Genomic DNA, 22597 nt, shown 5'->3' on the forward strand with positions numbered 1-22597 from the left:
TCGGAGAGTAAACATGTTTGATATAATGGAACAACACAGCGAAGAAGCTGTAATAAAAGTAATCGGTGTGGGCGGTGGTGGCGGTAACGCTGTTGAGCACATGGTAAAACAACAAATAGAAGGCGTGCGTTTTATAGCCGCTAATACGGATGCGCAAGCATTACGTAACTCTGCTGCCGATATTACAGTTCAACTAGGCACGCAAATAACCTCTGGGTTGGGTGCGGGCGCAAACCCTGAAGTAGGCCGTAAGTCGGCTGAAGAAGATGCAGATACAATTCGTGCCAGCCTTGAAGGCGCCGATATGGTATTTATTGCAGCCGGTATGGGCGGTGGTACAGGTACTGGTGCAGCACCTGTAGTTGCTAAAATTGCTAAAGAGCTCGGTATTTTAACCGTTGCAGTTGTAACACGTCCTTTTGATTTTGAAGGTAAAAAACGTGCAGCAGCCGCTGAACAAGGCATTAATGAATTGTCAGAAATTGTAGATTCACTTATTACAATTCCTAACAATAAATTGCTTAAAGTTTTAGGAAAAGGGACTACACTTCTAGATGCCTTCGCTAAAGCTAATGACGTATTATTTGGTGCGGTACAAGGTATAGCAGAGCTAATTACACGTTCTGGTTTAATTAACGTGGATTTCGCCGATGTTAGAACTGTAATGTCTGCAATGGGTACTGCAATGATGGGAACGGCGTCTGCGTCAGGTCCTGATCGTGCACAAGAAGCAGCAGAAGCGGCTATCTCAAGCCCACTACTAGAAGACGTTGATTTAACAGGTGCTAAAGGTATCTTAGTTAATATCACCGCAGGTATGGACATTGCGATTGAAGAATTTGAAATTGTTGGTAATCACGTTAAAGCACTTGCGTCAGAAAACGCAACGGTTGTTGTTGGTGCGGTAATCGACCCAGAAATGACTGATGAGCTACGTGTAACGGTTGTTGCAACTGGCTTAGGCGGTGATCGTCGTCCACAGTTTGGTATTGTTGATAACGGCTTTAAAAAAGCATCAGGTTCTGATGTTGCAAGCACATCAAACCAAACGAGCAGTATGTACGTACCAAGCTTTGCAAGCCAAGATACAAACACTGAAGAAAATACAGCAAAAGCACAAGCTGAAAGCAAAGAAAAAGCGCCTTCAACTAGTTCAAGCAGTTCAAGTTCTTCAGCGCAAAACAGTAAAAAAGCGGATAAATCAGAAGGTGGTGATTATTTTGATATCCCCGCTTTTTTACGTAAGCAGGCAGATTAACATTTAATAATACTTTTGTTTGAAATACGTACAAATATTGAAAGGCAAAAGGATTTATGTTAAACTCCGCCATATAACTGTAACTGATTTAAAAGTGAGCATACCTATGATTAAACAGCGTACGATTGCAGAAGTAGTCAAAGCCATAGGAATTGGACTTCATAAAGGTGAGAAGGTCACAATAACTCTCCGACCTGCGAGCGCAAATACTGGGATTGTATTTCGTCGTGTCGACCTTGATCCGGTTGTTGATTTTGAAACAACACCTGAAGCCGTTGGTGATACACAGCTGTGTACCTGTTTAATTAACAAAGATGGTGTTCGCTTATCGACTACTGAGCATCTTATTGCAGCCGTTGCAGCAATGGGAATTGATAATCTAATTGTAGAATTAGATAGCTCAGAAGTGCCTATTATGGATGGTAGTGCATTACCATTCATATATCTGTTACAAAAAGGCGGAATTGAAGAGCAAAACGTTGCTAAACGCTTTATCCGTATTAAAGAAAAAGTACGCATTGAAGAAGATGGTAAGTGGGCTGAAGTTGAACCATATGATGGTTTTCATATCGACTTTGAGATTGAATTTAACCACCCAGCTATCAATGAAAGTCGCCAACGTATTGGGTTGGACATAACAACGCAAAGCTTTATTGAAGAAATTAGCCGTGCGCGTACTTTTGGATTTATGAAAGATATTGAATACATGCATGCAAACAACCTAGCGCTAGGTGGTAGCATGGATAGTGCTGTGGTACTTGATGAGTTCAAAGTTCTAAATCCTAACGGTTTACGTTATAGCGACGAGTTTGTTAAGCACAAGATATTAGACTGTGTTGGTGACATGTTTATGACAGGCCATAACCTTTTAGGTAAAGTAACTGCATTTAAATCGGGTCATGATTTAAATAATAAATTACTTCGTAAAATTATGGCTACAGAGTCAGCATGGGAGTGGGCAACATTTGAAACGCCTGTGACGATGCCTGCACCCGGTCTTGAGTTAGCTCCAGCCTAAAAGCAGTAAAAGAGCAGCTCGAAAAACAGTTATAAAAAATGACGCTATTTAGCGTCATTTTTTTGCGTGAAATTTAATAGCTCTATACTTTATTATAACTCCAAAAGAGCTTGTAACTGATTTAAACTAGCTACGGTATAGGTTGGCTTTATTCCGTCGGCTAATTGTTCACCAGGGTGTTGTAACCAGCAAGTATCAATACCTGCATTGTTGCCGCCAAGTATGTCACTTGCAGCAGTATCACCCACCATAAGTATCTCGCTTTTATCTGGGTTACCCATTAGCTCAAATGTGTGCTCGAAAATTGCTTTATTCGGTTTTGCTATACCTACAAGTTCAGATATAACTAACCATTCAAACATATCTTTTAAACCAGTATGCTCAAGGCGTACGGTTTGTAAGCGGGCAAATCCGTTAGTAATAATACCTAATCTAGCATTTGGCTTAAGTTTATTTAAAAGCTCAATAGCACCAGGTAATGGCTCGCAAATTTGCGCCATAGAATCTAAAAAAGCATCGTTTAGTTCTTTTGCTGGCACATTAAGTTTTGAAGCCCACTCATTAAAGCGTGTTACTTGTAAGTAATCCGCGCTAATAGTGCCATTTTGATAATCAACCCACAGCTGCTTATTGGTTTTTTGATAATGAATATAATCGTCTTGGCTAAAATCTACATTGTAAGCTTTAAACATGCGAGTCATGCCCGCTAAAATATCAAACCTAAATAAGGTTTCGTCTGCATCAAACAATACATAGTTGTACTTCATTAAACTTCCTAAATTAATTTGTTTGGCCGTATAGCTCAGGGTGTAAAAAAGGCGCCATAGCTAAAGTGAGTGCTTGTGTATAGGTACTTTCGCGCGTGGCATGATTGTTGGTAAGTAACCCAATAGCGCCCCCTTTTTGTTTAACGTTGGTGGTATTAAATGCTTTGTCCATTACATCGCCAAGTTCTTCACCTTTAAGTAATGCATTATAAAGTACTTGGGGTAGAGGAAGGTTGCTGTTACGCCCTACAACTTGATTTAAGGCATTATCAATAACAACGTAAGCAAAGGTTGCTGCACCATAGCTAAATTGCTCTGCACCGCCTTCCATTGCAACGTAATAGTGAGCTTGGTGGTGCTTTTTGCAATAATTAACACGGTTTTGCGCGCCAATACGTGTTTCGTCTTCGCCAATAGGCTGATCGGGCACGCCTGAGGGAGCATTCACACCTTCACAGTCAATGATACATTCTGGAAAATACATAGTAAAAATATGTTTAGCGGCATTTATTTTTACAGGATTTTTAGAACCGACAATAATTTTTAATTGTTGTGACATGCTGATCTCACCTTGAGCAAAATCAGCAGTGTACGTGAGTTAGCTTTAACAAAAAAGAGTCGGTAATCAAATAGGTAAATCGAGTGGTGCTAGGTTTTCCAGTGCACGCTTTTTCAAAATAATATCTTTAATTAATGGGGTAAGCACAAGTTCCATAGCTAAGCCCATTTTACCCCCCGGTACTACAAGTGTATTTATACGAGACATAAAACTGCCTTCGATCATCCGTAAATAATAAGGAAAATCAACATCATCAATTCCTCTAAAGCGAATAACTACAAAGCTTTCATCGAGTGATGGAATATCTTTGGCGCTAAATGGATTTGAGGTATCAACAGTAGGCACGCGCTGAAAATTAATATGGGTACGAGAAAACTGCGGGGTAATATGATTTATATAGTCATCCATACTGCGCACAATAGAGCCCATAACCGCTTCGCGAGAATGGCCTCGTTCGGATGTGTCGCGTATTAATTTTTGAATCCACTCAAGGTTAATAATTGGAACCATGCCTATTAATAAATCGACATGCTTTGCTACGTCTACATCTTGATCAACTACACCACCGTGTAACCCTTCATAAAACAAAATATCAGTATTACTATCAAGGTCTTGCCAAGGAGTAAATGTACCCGGTAATTGATTGTATGGGACGGCTTCATCAAAGGTGTGTAAGTATCGGCGTAACTTACCTTGGCCTGTTTCACTATAGTTTCCAAACAACGTTTTTAAAGCGCCAAAGTCATTGGCCTCTCGACCAAAGTAACTAATATGTTTACCTTCTTGTTGTGCTTCTCGTACTTTTTTATCCATTTCGGGGCGAGTGTAACGATGAAAGCTATCTCCTTCGACAAAAGCCGCTTGAATATTAAGGCTACGGAAAATATGTTTAATTGCATTGGTTGTGGTGGTTGTACCCGCACCAGATGAACCCGTAATCGCAATAATAGGATTTTTAGCTGACATGTTAATTCTCTTTTTTAGGACCAGGTTTTATAACCAGACTAAACTTAACATTATTTTAAGCCGTTTGGGTATCTTAAGAGTTGACTGATTTAGCTCAAGTGACGTCATCAGCAAATAACGTTATCATGAGGTGCTTAAAATTAAAACGAGAGAAAGCATGAAACTTATTAAACCATTACTTGGGGTATTTTCTATAGCAGCGCTTAGCCCAATTATGGCGCAGGCTAGCATGCCAAAAAGTCAAGTATTACTTGCTGATTTAAATACACCTTTCGGGGTACAAGTTAGTATAGTGAGTGATAAAAACAGTTATAACAACCAACCGCACTTAACAAGTACAGGTTTATACTTTACTCATGAGGTGATTGCAGATGAGCAAAGCCAAACCGATATTGCTTATTATGATTTAACATCAAAAAAAGTTATTAATATCAGTAACTCTCCCGTAAGCGAATATTCACCAACGGTTATGCCAAGTGGTGATGCAGTATCAGCGATTGTTGTAGAGGTAGATGGTAAGCAAAAACTGTGGCAATACCCACTCAAAAGCGAAGATGCGCCAAGTCGTATTTTTGATTGGATTGAACCTGTTGGGTACCATGCTTGGGGCGTTCAAAATGATTTAGTGATGTTTATTTTAGGAAAGCCTCATACTCTTCAATATACTTCTGTTGCACAGGCGAAGGGGAAAATAGCTGCCAGCAATATTGGCCGAACGCTTATTTATAACAACTCTACGGCTGCATTTTTATTTAGTTACACTAAAAACGAGCAACATATTTTAGCGAGTTTTAATCCACAAGATAAACAGGTTGAAGACCTACTAAGGTTACCTGCTCAAGTTCAAGATTTTATTTTGAAAGATGATGCAACTATCGCTTATGCTATTAAAAACCGCGTTTATCAGCGTAAACTTGATGGAAGTGATGAAGTATCGCAATGGCTTAATTTAAGCACCTACTGCGAAACAAATATAACAAGAATGAGTTACAACAATGAAAAACTCGCTTTTGCATGTGATATAACGCAGTAAAGCAGACAAATAAATTCAGATTTTATTGTGTGTATGCGTTAATCTAATACGCAAATTAACTAATAGGGATTACACGTGGCTTATAGTGCAGACGAGCTGGCAGAACAGCTCATTAAATTACAGTGTAGAAGTAATTTTAAGATTAAAAATATTGCAGAGTACATGTTAGTAAACTCTAAAGAAGCATTTTATACCCACAGCGAAAGCGGCAAGGGTAAAATAGTAATTCGCCCAGCATTTGAGGTGTTTAGCGATGACTTTAGTGATATTGATGGCGTAACTCGTGCGCAAGGCTACTTTCATAGCAGCGAGATGACACGCTTTCCTACACGTATTTTTAAAAGTGCTCAGCCTATTCACTACGGTGTGGCATTTAAAATAAACTCTGAGCAAGCAGCAAAAGACTTTATTGCTAAGCTAACGATGATTATTGGTAATTAATAAAGCAAAAATATAAACGTAAATATAAACGTAAAAAGCCGCTGAATTTATATTCAGCGGCTTTTGTGTTTTTATAGCTTAATAAACCTAAGGGTTACTTACTTTTTAAGAAGCTATTAACCGATTCTAGTTCACGTGTTTTAAGCGCGATACAATCGTTTGTGCTTTCTTCAAGCTTACTTAATGTACGAGCGTAACCGGCTACATCAGCTACTTTTTCGTTAAAAAAGGTCTTTGTTTTAGCTAAGCTTTCTGCATTACAACTCGCCGTTGTAAAGTACGGTAAGTTAGGAATAAAGAAAGGCGGTAAGCTTGCTGTTACTTTATCGTAGTTACTGTAAACCCAGTCAATAAATAACGCTTGGCGCTCATCTGTATAACTTTGACCTGACAAAATAGTACGCATGTCAGATGCAGTTACTTCATCCGTTAAGCTATAAGCTAATACCGCTTTTTGTAATTCAGGTTTGCCAAAAAAGCCCATTGCAGCAAGCATGTTAGTGCGTACTTGTGGATCTTTCGTTGTTTTAAACGTTGTCATGAATTGATCAAGCAGCGCTTTGTCACCATGAAAAGCAGCAAGAGTTAAGTACGTACCGGCTAAGTAAGGGTCTACTTTTTGTGGAGCATTTAAATAAACTTGTGTTTGTTCTTTCGCTTTACTGATTACGTTTTGATCTTCACCATCAAAACCTAAGCGTGATACAACGGCCGCACGAAGTTGTGCAATAGCTCCGTCTTCTCCCGCTTTAGCTTCTAAACCATATTTTTTAGCTGCAGGCGTTACTGCATTACGAATAAATTCAGGCCATAGGTCTTTATTGCTATCGTCTTTAAAAGTACGTTGTTGCGATACTAAGTAACCTAGCGCGGTATTTGCTACGCGAGGGTGGCTATCGCTTACGAACACTTCAAGTGTTTGCATTAACTTAGCAGCAGATATAACACCAGCGTCAAGTAGTGCATCAGTAGCCGATAACAACGCTAGGCGTTCACGGTCACTCAGTACGCTTGGCGCCTTTTTAACAAGTGCGCTAAATTGTGCGTCATCCATTACCCAGCGGTAGTAGCCTAGTGCACCTTGGTCAGGATAAATCCATTCTGGCTCAAAGTCTAAGTCTAGCGTTTGGCTTTGTTTATTAAGTAATACATTTGCTGTTTTTACTTTATCGCCAGCACCATATTTAATTGCAACCGGAACATTCCATAACTGCTCTGGCGCATCAACGCCTGCATTTACAAAGCGGCTTTGTGAAATAGTTACTTTGCTGTCTTGTTGAGTTACTTTAACTAGTGGGAAAGAAGACTGTTCAATAAACGATTTTAAAACACTCGCTACGTCTTTATTTGATGCTTTACCAAGTGCTTCCCATAAGTCGGCCGCTTCTGCGTTTTTATATGAAAACTCTTTTAAGTAGCTTTGAATACCTTTTTGAAATGCATCTTCGCCAATCCAGTTTTCAACCATAGCAAGTACTGAGCTGCCTTTACTGTAAGCAAGACCTAAACCGTCCATAATGTCGGCTTCGGTTTTAATTGGCTTACGAATAGGCTTGGTGCTTAGGCGTGCATCAAGTGCCATTACGTTGTTTTGTGGCAGGTCTAAGTGCGATTCAAACTCAGGGTTAAGCTGCTTAGTAATTTTTGCAGCCATCCAGCTAGCAAACGCTTCGTTTAACCATAAGTCGTTCCACCATTTCATGGTTACTAAGTTACCGTACCATTGGTGAGCAAGTTCGTGAGCAATAATTGATACATTACGTTGTTTTTTACTGCGTGTTGCGGCAGCTAAATCAACCAATAAAATATCTTCTCTGTAGGTCACTAAGCCTGAGTTTTCCATTGCGCCAAATGGAAATTCTGGTACAGCTACTGAGTCTAATTTTTTGTAAACGTAAGGAATACCAAAATACGCTTCAAGTGCGCCCAGTACTTTTGGCATGTTTTCTTTAGCGTATTGGGCTAAGTGGATTTTACCTTGTGGGGTAATTACACGACCAGGAATTGGCATGCCTTTAATTTCTAATTCTTCAAACGGGCCAACAGCCATCGCTACTAGGTATGAAGGGATTGGCGGTGTTTTATCAAAGTAGTGTGTGGTCATATCGCCATTAACGATTGCTTTAAGCTCTGGCGTATTTGAATATACTTTTTGTGATGTAGGCGCAGTAATCGTTAACTGAAATGGAATTTTGTAACTTGGCTCGTCAAAAACAGGAAATGCACGGCGTGCATCACTCATTTCAAATTGAGTAAATAAGTAAGGAGTGCCTTGGTCTAATGTTTTGTATAAACCAACACTTTGACGGTTATATGGCGCTGAAAAATCAACTTTAAGTGTGTATTTACCTGGTTGAATTTGCTCATCACAGCTAAATTTTACTTTACCTGTTTTAAGCATTTCATTGTTTAAATCACAGTTTTCATCACCAAGCAGTTGCGCCATTTTAACAGCGTAAGCTACGCCATTTAACTCAATGTATTTTGTTGGTTTTAGTACTTCTAGGGCAATCTCAGTCATCCCTGTGAATGTATCTTGGCTCGGGTCGAGTGTTAACGACACCTGTTGTGAACTTGGTTTTGCGAGTTTTTCAATAACGAATTCGTTAGCGTTTGCAGCACCCATTGCCAAAGCAACGCTCACTGTTAAGAGGCTTTTAAGAAACATAGTGATCCCTAGATTGTTGTTGTTAGAAACTACCCTAAATAGGCTTTTTTATGCTCATATAATTAGGGGGTTAGATATCCTAACAGTTTTTTTAAATAGAGTAATTGATTATAACGGTGACTTTAAGGGGAAATAGTAACAAAGTTTGTCAGTGGCTTTCGCGCGTTATAAAACGCTGCCAATGCAGGTGTGAGTTAATAATACGTATTTGTTGGACAACGGTATTTAATAAGTAGGTATCGCTAAACACATCGTGTGGATACTCGTTAAAACCCATCAAGTAATTAAAAGCGTCTTTAGAGTTAGCTTGTAGGGCGTATATACGCACTTGTTGCTCAAAGTTAAGACGAAGACTGCTTATTGCTGTTTTCATACCGAGTTGATCTACGTTTGGTATATCACATTTTTGCAGATAACCGGCTCGCTCACCTTCGCCTGAAAACCAAATGCGGACTTTTTCACTGTACCTGCCAGTTTTAGCGGGTAAGTCGAACATTAATCGGTGTTGGTTTTGCGATTTGATGAACGTTATATATTCATTAAATCCAGCATTTATAAGTGCTTGATGTACAGGAACTAAGCGAGGTTTTATTTTACCGTGGGTATGAAAATTAAAGCATAAGACGTTTTTTTCAAGGGACAGATCATCAAGCGTTAAATAACCAATCTCATCGCTATAAGCACCACTATAATATGCAATTAAAGGGAGCCAAAAATGCCAGTGTTTTGGTTGCTCTCGTGCAACTTTAAAATCACCGTATATATATCCATTATAAAGAGTGTGCAGTTCCATGGCTGAAAAGGGCCGGCGACCAAGATGGGTTTTCAACGTAATACCTTGAAAATAATGATGTGTTTTATTTTATACCCAACTAGCAGTAGATGCTAGTCGGGTTTTATCCGCTTTTAGAGTAAAGCGTATAAAGTATTATTCACTCAATGCGCGAGCTAAACCTGTAGGTTCAATTTCTGCACATACTTGGTCGTCATTCCAATTGATACCAACAAGTGCGTTATCTTCATTTAAGTCTTCAACCCATGCATCTAAAAATTCATCAAGGTTGATTTCTACTGGGCTGTAATCTTTCCACTCTTCTTTACACTGTGCTTTAGCTGCTGCTTCACTTTCCCAAAGCAGTAGTACGTCAGTTTCGTCAAATTGGTTAGAATCGCACACTACAAAGCCATTATCTTCTGCACCAAGTGCCCAAATTACTTCGCTAACACGTACTTTTTCTACGAAGTTAACTAGTTGTGATTCAATTTCGATATCGCTCATGTGTTTACCCTTTTAAATTAGTGACGAGGATTGGTGTCTATTGCTGCTTGGCGCTCATCATATTGCTTATGAAAAGCAACAAGCGCTGAATGCTGACTAAAGTCAGCTAATTCGCGAAAGCAAATCCAATCAAGCAGGCAGTATAAACTGATGTTGAGGTATTCACAGCTTTTAAATTCTTCATCGCTTGAATGGGTATTTAAAAAGCTTAATGTTTGTTCAATACGTTCGTTTTGCAGATTAAAAAATAATTTATCGCTTTTGGTGTCAAATCCAGAACGTTTACATAACACCATTTCTACTAACGAATCGTTACAGGCATTTATAGTCGTAAGTAAGTGCTCTTGAGGCCACGTTAGTTTTGGCTGACCTGTTTTTTCAAGTAAATAACGTAATATAGAATTAGAGTCACTAAGTGTTAAGTCGCCATCTACCAGGATTGGGATTTTTCGAGCTGGATTTTTACTAGCCATAGTAGGGCGATCTTGCTCAGAAAATATATCGAGACTTACAAGCTCTAGTTTGCAGCTGTTTTGTTGTGCCCAAATTCTAATGCGGCGCACGTAAGGTGAAGGTACAGAACCAATTAATTGCATAATTACTCCATAAAAAAGCCGCATAAGCGGCTTTTATCAAATGTTACTTACAGTACAGTTAAATTTATTCTGAACGGCTAGTAACTTCAAGTAAATGATAACCAAATTGAGTTTGCACAGGGCCTTGTACTTGATTAATTGGCGCAGAAAACACAACTTTATCAAACTCTGGAACCATCATACCAGGGCCAAACTCACCAAGAGCACCGCCATCCTGACCTGAAGGACAATTAGAATGTGCTTTTGCTAGTTCAGCAAAGTCTTCGCCTTGCTCAATTTTTGTTTTTAAGTCTAAGCATTGTGCTTCACTGTCTACAAGTATATGTCGTGCGCTTGCTACTGTCATAAAATCTCCCGAGTATAGTGTGGTGTTTTTTTAACCGAATTGAAATATCATTCTAGTTAGTTTCAACTAATTGTACCAGTATAAACTTATTTATCAGAAAACGCAGTTTCAATTGCAGTAATCATTTGCTCTGAATTAGGTGCCACTTTGCTGTTAAACCGTAAAACTGTTTTACGATCAGCAGACACTAAGTATTTATAAAAGTTCCAATTTGGAGAGCTAGTTTGCTCATTCAAATATTTAAAAATTGGATTTGCTTCGCTACCACGAACTTTGCTGGTGGCAAACATGGGAAAAGTTACACCATAATTTACAAAGCATACTTTCGCTGTTTCTTTTTCATTGTCTTCTTCTTGAAAAAAGTCATCAGAGGGGAACCCTAATACGACTAAACCTTGCTCTTTGTATTGTTGATATAGCGCTTCAAGGCCTTTAAATTGATATGTAAAACCACAATTACTTGCCGTGTTTACTATTAACAAAGGTTTATTTTTAAATTGGCACAAGTTAGTAGATTCTTTTGAGCGAAGCTTTCGTATATCTACATTGGTAAAATCTTGGCAGTCCTGTGTAGAGGTTTTATTTATGATTGATGGTGTTTGAGCTTGAAGGGGATCATTAATAAGTAAAGCCGTTAAACCTATTATAATTATTTTAAGCATTACATTACCTAAACTTTACGATTGTTTGATTGGATAATCATACGCTAATATGGAACAAATTGATCAACCCTCTAATGACCTATGACAATCCGTTTAGCAACTATTAATGATCTTAATGAAATTGTAGCCATTTACAACGAAACTATTGCAGGGCGAATGGTAACTGCAGATACGCAAGAAGTGAGCGTTGACGAAAAGCGAGACTGGTTTAATAGCCACAACGATAAAAGGCCTATTTACGTTTACTGCGAAAATAACCAAGTACTTGCTTGGGTAAGTTATAAATCGTTTTATGGGCGCCCAGCTTACGACGGCACAGTAGAAATGAGCATTTACATTACCAGTAAAGCGCAAGGTAAAGGGCTTGGTAAAAAGCTAATGATATTTGCTCAAACACAAGCTAAGCAATTAAATATTAAAGTATTACTCGGCTTTATTTTTAGTCATAACTTACCGAGTGTTAAATTGTTTAAGCATTTTGATTTTGCAATATGGGGTGAGTTGCCAAGCGTTGCCATAATGGATGATAAGGCGTATAGCCTTACTATTTTTGGAAAACATCTGGAATAAATTATTTTTCATAATGTTGTAATATTTTTTTACAAAATAAGACGAAGGGTTTATGCCAATTAAATAAAAATAGTCTACGCTATTAACATATTAAGTTTATTAATTTGAAGTGTAGCTTGATGATTCGAAAAATATTAATTGTTGATAGTAGCAGCGTCATCGCAATGCGTGTGAAAGTGCTTTTAGAATTAATAGGATGTGAAGTCGAATTAATTCATTTCAGCATGCTAGACATGTATACCAATATAGGCGACTACGACTTAGTTGTTGTTGCCCATGGTGTGCCTGTTGATTCTATAAAACCGCTTGTTAGCCAAGTAGCGCAAGAGCGTTTTATGCTGCTTGCTCCAAAAGCAGAAAGTGGTGAGCAACTAACTGCGTTTAGTGAGCTAAATCATGTTGCGCCTGACGCAACCGTGATCTACCCGTTTTTTTCTAATAAAGAAATTACTTCTCTTTTAGAGAGCTTACTAGAATTAGGCTCTAATCATATTTTGCAATTACCCGCTATTTTACTCGTCGATCATGTTCCTGAGCGCCTCGAAAAAATGAAAAACAGCTTGATCGGTGCTCATATCGAGACCCATACAGCAACCACCTCTGCAGAAGCTTTAGAAATTACGAAAGAAAAGCAAATCGATATACTGATAAGTGATTTTGTTTTAGATGACGGAACCGGTTTAGAAATTTTTTCAAACTTAAAAATAATGCAACCACATTGCCGTTGCTTATTATTTACCTCACGTCCCGATCAAGTTTCAATGATTGAAGCTATTCGTCAAGGTGTAGAAGACGTACTTATTAAGCCATTGAACGACAGCTCATTATTACAATCAATACATAAACTGTGGCAAACAGAGCTATTAAAACGCCATAACGCAGAACTCGTCGAAAGGCTACAAGATACAGTTGATGCCCTGATTGAAAAAGACAGCCTACTTCAGGTTATTTATAAGCATACGCCCGATGCAATTATGTTGTTTGAGAAATGCGGTAGAGTGATAGAAGCTAATGATGCTTGTTTAAAACTATTTAACTTACCGTTTAACGAACTAGAAGGTAAATCAGTATTTAGCTTTTTAGATGATGATTCAACGTTAGGTATTAAAAATAAAATTTCGACATTAAATAGTAATCGCCAATTTAGCTGCGACTTACGTTTATCTAAAACTGCAGGGGGCTATATACCGTTAGTGGGATCTTTTAATGAGATAGATCACCATGGCGAAATAGCACTTGCCGTAATATTTAAAAATGTAACTCACCTCAAGCAAAAAGAAGATTTACTACTTGAAGCAAAAGATATCCTTGAAGAGCAAGTAAGAGCGCGTACTTCACAACTCGAGCACGCTAAAAACGTCGCTGAGGCTGCAAACTTAAGTAAATCAGAATTTTTAGCAAACATGTCGCATGAACTTCGAACACCTATGCACTCTATTTTAAGCTTTTCACGTTTTGGTTTAAGCAAACTAGAAACTGGAGATTTTGCAAAAGAGAAACTCATTAAATACCTATCGCGAATAGAGAGTAGTGGTGAGCGTTTACTGTCGTTACTAAATAATTTACTCGACCTATCTAAGCTAGATGTGGGTAAGTTTCCATTTAATCCTCGTCCATATAATTTAGCGAACATTATAAAAACAAGTATTGATGATGTATCTGGTACGGCAATGGAAAAAGAAATTGAGGTTGTATTTACCGCGCAGCCATTACCTGTAATTGCGCAATGTGATGAAGAGCAAATAAATCAGTTACTTCGAAACGTATTAGGTAATGCACTTAAATTTAGCGAACCCAAAAGTAAAATACGGGTAAATTTAGAGTCAGATAATAAGCTTGCTACTATAGAGGTTACCGATAATGGGGTCGGTATACCAGAAGATGAGCTGGAACATATTTTTACTAAGTTTGTACAAAGCAGCAAAACAAATAGCGGTGCCGGTGGTACCGGATTGGGCCTTGCATTGTGTAGAGAGTTTGTGTCTTTACATCAAGGTGAGATCACTGCACGTAACAACGAAAATGGTGGTGCAACTATATCTATACAGGTGCCATTAGAAATAAATCTAGATGATCATTTGGCTGAAGATCAATTAATACAACACAGTAATTAATTGTTTTTTGGCAAGCCAAGTAACTTTTTTGAGAATTTGAATGGATGATAAATTATGGCCTTAACTAAAATACTTGCCGTTGATGACGAACCCTTTAACCTTGAAATTATTGAGGAAATTTTAGAGGAGCTTGATTTTGAATTACAAGTAGCAACGAGTGGTCCTGAGTGTTTAAACATGGTTGAAGGCTATATGCCTCAGGTTATATTGCTCGACGTAAGTATGCCGCAAATGAACGGCTATGAAGTATGTAAGGCACTTAAAGCAAACCCAAATACAGCACACATTATTGTTATGTTTGTGTCTGCTCGTGGCACAGTTGAAGAACGCATGGAAGGCTACTCAGTTGGTGCAGAAGACTATATTGTAAAACCCTTTGGCCATGATGAACTTAAGTCAAAGCTTAAAAATTTAAACCAAGTACTTGTTGAAAAACAAAGCCTTGAAAAGCAAGTTGAAGATGCTACATCAACTGCATTTAATGCCATGGCTAACAGCAGTGAAATGGGGCAGATAGTTAACTACGTTGAAAACATAGGCTTTATTAATGACCCTCAAGAGCTAGGTAAAGCGCTTATAGATTGCCTACAATCTTTTGATTTGCAAAGTAATATTGAGTTTAGAGAGAACGATGAAATTAGTCACTTTGCATTAAGTGGCGTGTGTTCACCTATTGTGGTGGAGCTATTTGAAATGCTTAAAAACAAAGGGCGTTTACATGAATTTTCGCATCGAATTTTAGTTAATTATGAATTGATTAGCTTACTTATTTTAAATATGCCCGATCATGACCCTGATAAGCATGGGCGTATACGCGACCACGTATGTTTTATTGTCAGTGTTACCGAGCAGCAGCTACGCGCCATCATGACTAAGAAAATGCTTGAATCACAACAAGCAAAACTTAATGCCGTAGCAAGTACAGTTCACAGTAAGTTTCATGGCTTAATTAGCTTATTGAATGACAACCGTCAAAACAACGAAAAAGTGTTTAAACAGTTACAAGAAGAGCTCGAAGAACGTATCCCATCAATGGGATTAGATGAAGATCAGGAGGTGTTTATTTATAAAAAAGTAGATGAAACTATCCAAAACTCAGTGGCCAGAGAGGAGTCTGTTAAAAAGGTAAAAGCAGCTTTTGCTGAAATTGAACAAGACCTGTCATTGCTTTTAAAGAGCTAAATATACTTAATTAAATAATGTTACTTTAAGGCTTACTCCAACTGCATTATGCATCTCTGGGTAAGCCTTTTTCTACGATTCTGATTAACCTAGCCGTTTTACGAATTTGTAATCGTTGTTTATCGTTTTGTTGAGCAAGCGCCCATTCAATATGTTCTAAAACAAGCTCGCTGCATATTTGGCTTTTATCTTGTAAGGCATGAATAATAGCCGGGCTAAACTCTGCATTACCTAAACCGACCGCTATATTACGTAACCAACGTTCGTGACCTATGCGGCGAATAGGGCTGCCTTCGGTATTTTTTAAAAATGTAGGCTCATCCCAAGCAAATAGCTCAAGTAAATCTTTATTTTTTAATTGAGTACGAGGATGAAAGTCATTTTCATCCGTTATTTGTCCATAACGATTCCAAGGGCATACCAACTGGCAATCATCACAACCATATATACGGTTGCCTAATAAAGTTCGGTATTGTTCGGGTATGGGTCCTTGGTGTTCTATCGTTAAGTACGATATGCATTTACGTGCATCAACGACGTAAGGCTCTACAATTGCACCTGTTGGGCAAAGAGTAATACAAGCAACACATTTACCGCAGCCTTCAAACGTATTCTCTACATCTATTGGTAGGGGTAAATCAATAAATAGCTCGCCTAAAAAAAACCACGATCCTGCTTCTTGATTAATTAATAACGAATGCTTACCACGCCACCCTAAACCGGCTTTTTCGGCAAGTTGACGCTCAAGTACCGGGGCTGAATCTACAAAGGGCCTAAAGCCATATTCGCCAATTTCTTGCTCTATTTTTTGGCCAAGTTTTTTTAAACGATTACGCATTAATTTATGGTAATCACGACCCAGTGCATAACGACTTATGTATGCTTTTTCTTTATTTTTTAAGGTTTTTGCAAAGCCAGCATCGGGAGGAAGATAATTCATTTTTACGGATATAACACGCTGTGTACCAGGTACTAATTCAGCAGGGCGAGCGCGTTTCATACCGTGAGCAGCCATATAATCCATCGAGCCGTGGTAGCCAGCATCAAGCCAGCGTTGCAATTGGGCTTCGTGCTTAGATAGGTCAATATCAGTAATACCTACTTCGCTAAAACCAAGCTCTTGCCCCCAGGTTTTTATTTGTAGGGCTAATTTTTCATAGTCTGGGGTAGGGTTGCTCACACACTTCACACACTTAAATTAATAGCTGCGTAATTTACCATATTTCTCTGAGCCCGAAAACGCTTCTTAGCGCACGAAGCGCTTTAACTGTTGTTGGGTCTGTAAGCTTAACTGTTGAGATTGCTCGCTATCGGCTAATGCCGTATCTATTTGCTGTTTAGCTTGCTCACCTAAAGCTACTATTTGCTCTACCGATTGGTGAGTATTAGTTTGAGTGCCCTCAAGCATATGTACAGCACTGGCTATTTGTTGTAGTTGCTGTTGGTTGTGCTCAAACTCACTAAGCATTTTTGTAAAACCCTCACAGGTTGCACTAATTGAGCTTTGTGCATTATTGGAGTGAGTCATTAATTGCTCTGACTCTTTATTTGTTTCATTTACTAGCTCATTCATTTGAGTAATAAAGTCGCTTATTTGCCTAGTTGCGCCACTTACCTTTATTGAAAGTGTGCGTACTTCGTCTGCAACTACGGCAAACCCTCTGCCAGCTTCACCCGCTCTAGCTGCTTCTATTGCGGCGTTAAGGGCTAACAAATTAGTTTGATCAGAAAACTCTTCAACCATTTTTAAAATACTACGAATGTTTTCACTGTTCTCTTTAAGTCCCGCAATTGTATTTGAAAAGCTACCTAGCATATTAGTAATAAGTTTAACCTGCTTTACTAAGGCAGCGAGCTCTGATGCAGATAGTTTTACAAAGTTAAGGTGTTCATTATTAACGTTATGCACGCTATCTGTATTATTTACTATGTTTTGTAAGCTTTGGGTTATTTGCATACTGGCATTAATAATACTGTGGCTTAACTGTATTTGTTGCTCACTTGATTGCTCAGTATTTTTCATCGATTCAGTGACTTGTATATTACTGTGTGCACTAGCTTGAGCACTGTTATATGTTGTGCTGAGTAACTCACTTAAATGGGCAGTAAATATATTATATTGTGTACTTAAATCTTTAAATTCGTCATACGAAAAGTGAGGAAGTTTTGCTGCTAAATTTGCATCTTGTTGGTTTATTTTTATCAAGGTATCGCGCATAGCGGTAACAGGGCGAACAATTAAAAAACGCATATAAAAAAGAGTAAAAATAAAACCAGATATAATAACAAGCGTAAGAAGCCAAAATAGCCCTGTACTTTGCTGTTGTTCGCTTAAGCTCTGATGCAGCCAAAATAACGTAATTGCTTGGAACAATAATACAAAACTCAAATTACCGACTATTTTACGCGTTAACGTAAAAAAGAATGTTTGCTCTATATAGTTATAAATTTTCATAAAACTACTCATTATGCTTAAGCCCTACGATTCTTATTTTAGTTAGGGAGGTGTAAGTTAGCTTTTTTGTAACGATAACAAGTAAGCTTTGGTTCGCGCTGGGTAATTTGTAAAAATTCCGTCTATGCCATACTCAAGCATTAGCGCTATATCTTGTTCTCTATCGACCGTATAAGCATAAATCTTTAAGCCTCTTTTTTTTGCATCATCGGCAAAAGCCTTATTTATAAAGGTTTTATCTGCATGTACGCTATAAGCGTTTAAATCACTTGCAAACTTTGCATAGTTAATTGGAATAGAAGAAGTAAGGGCGCCTATTTTAAGCCATGGTAGCTTGCTTTTAAGCCAATGTAGTTGATGATGATCAAACGATGATACTAAAATATTGGCTTTCGATATTTTGTTAGCTTCAATGTTTTGTTCTAGTTGAGCCACAAACCTTTCTAGTTCAAACGTATGTTTAAGCTCAATATTTAATAAAGATTTATTGTTATTCCAATCAAACAACTGTTGAAGAGTGGGAATTTTTTCACCCTTTCCAGCATCAAGTTTAGATAGTTCATGTGCCGTAAAGTTACTCACCCTACCTTTACCGCTGGTGGTTCTATCGAGCCATGAGTCGTGTATTACCATGTAATCATCTAAGGAACTTTGAATATCTACTTCAATACCATCAACACCTACTTTTAATGCTTCTAAAATAGCGCTTTTGGTGTTTTCAGGAAAATCCCCACTGGCACCACGGTGTGCAAATACTTTCATTGTCGAGCCTTTTTAGTGATTGACCACGTTTCAAAACAAGCGGCACTAACTATGAGTGCTCCACCAACTAACGTCATAACAGTAGGACGTTCATGAATAATTACTATAGCCAGTATGGTGCCATAAAGTGGTTGTAAGCAAGAAATTAACCCCGCAGTTGCCGCTGATAAATGCTTTAAACTTGCTGCAAATAACGAGTGCGGTGTAGCTGTAAAAATAACACCCGCTATGGCAATTAAAATTAGGTCGTGATGACTAACCTCATATACCGGCACTTCTATAAATGCGCACAGCATAATGCTTGCCACTAAGGTTTGATAAAACATAGTTTGCGGGCCACCATATTGGCTAAAGTAGCGCTTATGGGTAATGTTTCTGATTGAAAAAAACAATGCCGATATAACACCTGTTATTACACCTAAGGTCACATCGTCACCTAAATTTGCACTTGGTACTAACAGGTAAATACCTAAAACAACCACCGCCGCACTTATTATATCTTTTGCTTTTGGCCTGCTTTTATTAAATAAGGGTTCTAAAAACACCGTCATTACGGGATAGCTAAAAAATGCTAGCATTCCAATAGTTATACCGGCCATTTGCATACCAGCAAAATAGGTAACCCAGTGAATACCCACTGCAACACCTAAAAATAAAGCAATAAGGTAGTCTTTAGGCTTGTTGAGTTTAATTTGTTTTTTTTGAAAATACAGCATGGCTAAAATAGCCATTCCTGCAATTGCAGTTCTGTAAACGGTAATATCTAAAGCATTTAAACCAATAAGCTTGGCAAATAGAGCGGTTCCGCCAAAAAGTAATACCGCTATGTGCAAATAAATTAAACTTTGCTGCTGAGATTGCATTTAGTTTCCTTGTTGTACTTTTTGAATATATTAACATTGCTTAAAAATTCTTAAGATGAATTTTTTCCGCATGACAAATGTCATAAAAGTTGATGACACTTCACACTCTTATTATTTTTATACGCTGGCATAGTTACCTTACTCAACAGGGGATAATTATGAATTCTTTAATTTTAATCAGCTTAACTATTAATGAAGTGCTAGAGGCGTTAAGTTTTACGATTACGTACGCAGATTGCTTTATGCTGGCATGCATTTTTATGTTATTTATATTTATTAATAAAAATAGTCCTATAAGTAAAAATAATATGCCTGAGGTATTAGTATGAGCTCGCTTAACTCCTTTTCTCAACAAAGTGATAAAGGTTTTTGGAAATATGGGCATTTAATTTTTACAGGCTTTTATTTACTCCCACTAATAATTAATTTTGCGAGCTTTACTGCTAACCAAATAACGATGTCTTTAGCCTTTTATGTTGCTTTTATTCTTTTATATGTAAAAGCAATAAACTGCAAAAGTGCAGGGGTGACCAAGTTGTTTGTAGCCATGCTATTAATTTGTTTTTGCGCCACGTTTTACACCACAGGTACTCCTACTTTATTTGGCTTTGCAGCGTACGTAGCAGGCTATGCATACAGCTACCATCAAAGAATTTATGCTGCACTCGCGATTATATCTACGGTTTTATTAAGCGCATATATTGGTGATATAGGGAAGGTGCAATACTTTTTAGCCGTTGCTTTGATTTTATGTGCAGCCTTATTTAGTTATGGTATTGCAGCTAAAAGAGAGAGCCTGTACAAAAAACGTGAGCAAGAAAACGCTAACCAATTAGAGCAATTAGCAGCAATTGCTGAGCGTGAACGGATAGCCCGCGACTTGCACGATATTTTAGGTCACTCATTGTCATCTATTGCTTTAAAAGCTGAGCTTGCCAATAAATTAAACCAAGGTGAGCGTTACGCTCAAGCAAATAGCGAAATTGCACAAGTGGCCGATCTGGCAAGGCAGTTACTCAGTGATGTAAGAAGCGCCGTTAGTGATTTAAAACAGCTTAACCTTGTTAGCCAAGTAGCACAGTTAAAACAAAGATTAATAGAACAAGACTTTAACGTTTCATTTAATGTAGTTTTAAATACTCTACCCGCTAAAGTAGAGGGCATCGCCGGCCTTATAATTAAAGAAGCCGTTACCAACTTGCTACGCCATAGCAGCACAAAAAATTGCGAAATAAATATAGAACAAACAGCGCAGCAGCTACTCATTACCGTTATTGATCGAGCACCGTGCTCCACATTAAATTCGGGCAATGGCCTAAATGGTATTAAAGAGCGGGCAGAGCAACTCAATGGCAGTGCAACATTTACCTGTGGCGATATTTTTACTTTAAATGTAATGCTACCAATTTCAGCTAAGGATTTACAATGATCAGAGTGTATTTAGTGGAAGATCAAGCGCTTGTGCGCGACGCAGTAGCAGCATTGTTAGGACTCGATTTTAATATTGAGATTATTGGGCAAGCAAGTAACGGGCAAGATGCACTTAATGCAATTGAAGCGCTTGATAGTGATTTACATCCCGATATAATTTTAACCGATATAGAAATGCCAACCATGAATGGTATAGAGCTGAGTGAAAAAATAGCCGCTAAGTTTCCCGCTATAAAAATGGTTATTATGACCACATTTTCTCGTGCGGGTTATATTAGGCGAGCGCTTATAGCAGGTGTTAAAGGTTTTATTTTAAAAGAAGCACCCAGTGAAGAGCTAATAAATGCGCTTAAAAAAGTAATGCAGGGGCAAAAAGTGATAGACCCAGAGCTTGCTATTAATGCATTGGACGACGCAGATCCACTTACCGATAAAGAACGCAAAGCACTTAAACTTGCAAGCGACGGCCTTAAAACAAGCGACATAGCCAAGCAGTTATTTATAAGCGAAGGTACTACACGTAATTATTTATCAGACGCTATTGCTAAGCTAAACGCCACTAACCGTATAGATGCTGCGCGTATAGCTAAACAAAAAGGATGGCTTTAAATAGTGGGTTTATAAACTATAAGCAAAGTATTACTATGATATGTAAAAGTAACGAACAGCGCTTAAAGTTAGCTTAAAAAGCGTTAAAAGAGGGTTTAATGGCAAATATAATAGAACTAACAACTAAAAATAACACAGCTATACTCACCATGAATACCGCTGAAAACCGTCACAATCCAGCGTTTTTGGCCGAGTTTAATTTACACCTTGACCACATTGAAGCAGATCAAAATATTAAGTCAGTTATTTTAACGTCCTCGAGTGACAAAAACTGGTCATTAGGCATCGACCTTCAATGGATGTCTAATCCAAGTATTTTACCTGCTGCAATTTCTGACTTTATGATTCAAATAAGTGACTTGTTTAAGCGCATAGTTACTTTTCCTATGCCTATTATTGCTGCGTTAAACGGGCATACCTATGGCAATGGTTCGGTGCTTGCGTGTGCGTGCGATTTTAGATTTATGAAGTCAGATAAAGGCTTCTTTTGTTTTCCTGAAGTGGATGTAATGGTGCCGTTTGTACCGTCGATGTTTCCTATAATTAATAAAGCAATTTCGCAAACATTCTTTAATCGTTTAGCTATGTCAGGAGAGCGTGTTGGTGCACAGCAGTTGCTAGAGAACAAAGTAGTTGAAGCTGTGTTTGCAAATAACGATGAACTACAAGCAGGTGTACTTGAGTTTGCCCAGCAGTTTAACAAAAACCGCTGGATTTACGCTCAAAATAAATCACAAATGAATAAGCAAATTTTGCTTACAATGAAAGAAGAAGACCCAAGCTTTATTGATAATATAAGCAAACTGCTCTGGAAAAACCTGCAAAAAAAATAGTATAAGAAAAGGGTTTTAGCATTGCTACCAGATGACTAAATACTTTGCAGTTAAGGGGTCGTTAAGCCCCATTGCGCTAGATTTTTAAACTATACAGCAAGATAAACAGCAAGGTAAAAGTGCTTTCTTAAAAGTTTAATCGCTTTTACCTGTCTCATTATAACTATATGGGTTAAAATACCTAC

General features: G+C 38.1%; 23 protein-coding genes. 10 read left to right on the forward strand and 13 right to left on the reverse strand.

Going from position 1 to position 22597, the window contains the following annotated elements; genetic code table 11:
- The first annotated feature begins 13 nt into the window (after positions 1–13).
- Both ftsZ and lpxC read left to right on the forward strand, forming a co-directional pair.
- A complete protein-coding gene (gene ftsZ / locus PARC_RS03310; protein WP_010554300.1) occupies positions 14–1258 on the forward strand; it encodes a cell division protein FtsZ in 1245 nt (414 codons plus the stop codon).
- A 106-nt stretch (positions 1259–1364) separates the two neighbouring features.
- Positions 1365–2276 carry a UDP-3-O-acyl-N-acetylglucosamine deacetylase gene (lpxC, locus tag PARC_RS03315; protein WP_010554301.1) on the forward strand — a complete coding sequence of 304 codons (912 nt, stop codon included), beginning with the start codon at positions 1365–1367 and terminating at the stop codon, positions 2274–2276.
- A 92-nt stretch (positions 2277–2368) separates the two neighbouring features.
- Here lpxC and yjjG read toward each other — a convergent pair whose 3' ends face one another.
- From yjjG to PARC_RS03330, 3 genes are all read right to left on the reverse strand, one after another.
- Positions 2369–3043 carry a pyrimidine 5'-nucleotidase gene (gene yjjG, locus PARC_RS03320; RefSeq protein WP_010554302.1) on the reverse strand — a complete coding sequence of 225 codons (675 nt, stop codon included), beginning with the start codon at positions 3041–3043 and terminating at the stop codon, positions 2369–2371.
- Positions 3044–3056: 13 nt separating this feature from the next.
- Positions 3057–3602 (reverse strand): inosine/xanthosine triphosphatase, encoded by a 546-nt coding sequence (gene yjjX, locus PARC_RS03325; RefSeq protein WP_010554303.1) that lies wholly within the window; start codon positions 3600–3602, stop codon positions 3057–3059.
- 66 nt (positions 3603–3668) lie between these two features.
- A complete protein-coding gene (locus tag PARC_RS03330) occupies positions 3669–4568 on the reverse strand; it encodes a phosphoribulokinase (RefSeq protein WP_010554304.1) in 900 nt (299 codons plus the stop codon).
- A gap of 157 nt (positions 4569–4725) precedes the next feature.
- Between PARC_RS03330 and PARC_RS03335 the strand changes: the two genes are divergently transcribed.
- Both PARC_RS03335 and PARC_RS03340 read left to right on the forward strand, forming a co-directional pair.
- Entirely contained in the window at positions 4726–5601 is an 876-nt protein-coding gene (locus PARC_RS03335; protein WP_010554305.1) for a TolB-like translocation protein, read from the forward strand.
- Positions 5602–5676: 75 nt separating this feature from the next.
- On the forward strand, positions 5677–6042 hold the full coding sequence (locus tag PARC_RS03340; RefSeq protein ID WP_010554306.1) for a hypothetical protein: 366 nt from the start codon (positions 5677–5679) through the stop codon (positions 6040–6042).
- 94 nt (positions 6043–6136) lie between these two features.
- Here the strand turns inward: PARC_RS03340 and PARC_RS03345 are convergent, their stop codons facing one another.
- The 6 genes from PARC_RS03345 to PARC_RS03370 form a co-directional block, all read right to left on the reverse strand.
- Positions 6137–8710, reverse strand: a complete 2574-nt coding sequence (locus tag PARC_RS03345; RefSeq protein WP_010554307.1) for a M1 family metallopeptidase — start codon at positions 8708–8710, stop codon at positions 6137–6139.
- 148 nt (positions 8711–8858) lie between these two features.
- A complete protein-coding gene (locus PARC_RS03350; RefSeq protein ID WP_021032099.1) occupies positions 8859–9539 on the reverse strand; it encodes a site-specific integrase in 681 nt (226 codons plus the stop codon).
- 99 nt (positions 9540–9638) lie between these two features.
- Positions 9639–9989: a DUF2750 domain-containing protein gene (locus tag PARC_RS03355; RefSeq protein WP_007579911.1), complete on the reverse strand. Its 351-nt coding sequence runs from the start codon at positions 9987–9989 to the stop codon at positions 9639–9641.
- A 17-nt stretch (positions 9990–10006) separates the two neighbouring features.
- Positions 10007–10585: a glutathione S-transferase family protein gene (locus PARC_RS03360; RefSeq protein ID WP_010554309.1), complete on the reverse strand. Its 579-nt coding sequence runs from the start codon at positions 10583–10585 to the stop codon at positions 10007–10009.
- A 64-nt stretch (positions 10586–10649) separates the two neighbouring features.
- A complete protein-coding gene (locus PARC_RS03365; RefSeq protein ID WP_002958009.1) occupies positions 10650–10931 on the reverse strand; it encodes a peptidylprolyl isomerase in 282 nt (93 codons plus the stop codon).
- Positions 10932–11017: 86 nt separating this feature from the next.
- Positions 11018–11593: a glutathione peroxidase gene (locus PARC_RS03370; protein ID WP_010554310.1), complete on the reverse strand. Its 576-nt coding sequence runs from the start codon at positions 11591–11593 to the stop codon at positions 11018–11020.
- Between the two features lie 81 nt (positions 11594–11674).
- Here PARC_RS03370 and PARC_RS03375 point away from each other — a divergent pair, with 81 nt between their 5' ends.
- The 3 genes from PARC_RS03375 (at position 11675) to PARC_RS03385 (ending at position 15459) form a co-directional block, all read left to right on the forward strand.
- Positions 11675–12163: a GNAT family N-acetyltransferase gene (locus PARC_RS03375; protein ID WP_007579917.1), complete on the forward strand. Its 489-nt coding sequence runs from the start codon at positions 11675–11677 to the stop codon at positions 12161–12163.
- 119 nt (positions 12164–12282) lie between these two features.
- The gene (locus PARC_RS03380) at positions 12283–14277 is read left to right on the forward strand and encodes a hybrid sensor histidine kinase/response regulator (protein ID WP_010554311.1); all 1995 of its coding nucleotides are present in this window, start codon (positions 12283–12285) and stop codon (positions 14275–14277) included.
- A gap of 54 nt (positions 14278–14331) precedes the next feature.
- Positions 14332–15459, forward strand: coding sequence for a response regulator (locus PARC_RS03385; protein WP_010554312.1), 1128 nt, complete (start codon positions 14332–14334; stop codon positions 15457–15459).
- 46 nt (positions 15460–15505) lie between these two features.
- On the opposite strand, the gene queG is transcribed toward PARC_RS03385, so the two are convergent.
- The 4 genes from queG to PARC_RS03405 all read right to left on the reverse strand — a co-directional run bounded on the left by queG (position 15506) and on the right by PARC_RS03405 (position 19539).
- Positions 15506–16639 carry a tRNA epoxyqueuosine(34) reductase QueG gene (gene queG / locus PARC_RS03390; RefSeq protein ID WP_010554313.1) on the reverse strand — a complete coding sequence of 378 codons (1134 nt, stop codon included), beginning with the start codon at positions 16637–16639 and terminating at the stop codon, positions 15506–15508.
- A 66-nt stretch (positions 16640–16705) separates the two neighbouring features.
- Positions 16706–17926 carry a methyl-accepting chemotaxis protein gene (locus PARC_RS03395; RefSeq protein WP_010554314.1) on the reverse strand — a complete coding sequence of 407 codons (1221 nt, stop codon included), beginning with the start codon at positions 17924–17926 and terminating at the stop codon, positions 16706–16708.
- Positions 17927–17971: 45 nt separating this feature from the next.
- Positions 17972–18676: a glycerophosphodiester phosphodiesterase gene (locus PARC_RS03400; RefSeq protein ID WP_010554315.1), complete on the reverse strand. Its 705-nt coding sequence runs from the start codon at positions 18674–18676 to the stop codon at positions 17972–17974.
- A complete protein-coding gene (locus PARC_RS03405) occupies positions 18673–19539 on the reverse strand; it encodes a DMT family transporter (protein ID WP_010554316.1) in 867 nt (288 codons plus the stop codon). Before PARC_RS03405 ends, PARC_RS03400 begins: the two co-directional genes overlap by 4 nt.
- A 325-nt stretch (positions 19540–19864) precedes the next feature.
- On the opposite strand from PARC_RS03405, the gene PARC_RS03410 reads away from it, so the two are divergent.
- The 3 genes from PARC_RS03410 to PARC_RS03420 all read left to right on the forward strand — a co-directional run bounded on the left by PARC_RS03410 (position 19865) and on the right by PARC_RS03420 (position 22412).
- Positions 19865–20968, forward strand: coding sequence for a sensor histidine kinase (locus PARC_RS03410; protein WP_010554317.1), 1104 nt, complete (start codon positions 19865–19867; stop codon positions 20966–20968).
- Positions 20965–21579 carry a response regulator transcription factor gene (locus PARC_RS03415; RefSeq protein WP_010554318.1) on the forward strand — a complete coding sequence of 205 codons (615 nt, stop codon included), beginning with the start codon at positions 20965–20967 and terminating at the stop codon, positions 21577–21579. The genes PARC_RS03410 and PARC_RS03415 overlap by 4 nt, the downstream gene beginning before the upstream one ends.
- 98 nt (positions 21580–21677) lie before the next feature.
- Positions 21678–22412, forward strand: a complete 735-nt coding sequence (locus tag PARC_RS03420; RefSeq protein WP_010554319.1) for an enoyl-CoA hydratase/isomerase family protein — start codon at positions 21678–21680, stop codon at positions 22410–22412.
- The last annotated feature ends 185 nt before the right edge of the window (positions 22413–22597 follow it).

This window comes from Pseudoalteromonas arctica A 37-1-2 (assembly GCF_000238395.3).
Classification (GTDB): Bacteria; Pseudomonadota; Gammaproteobacteria; order Enterobacterales; family Alteromonadaceae; genus Pseudoalteromonas; species Pseudoalteromonas arctica.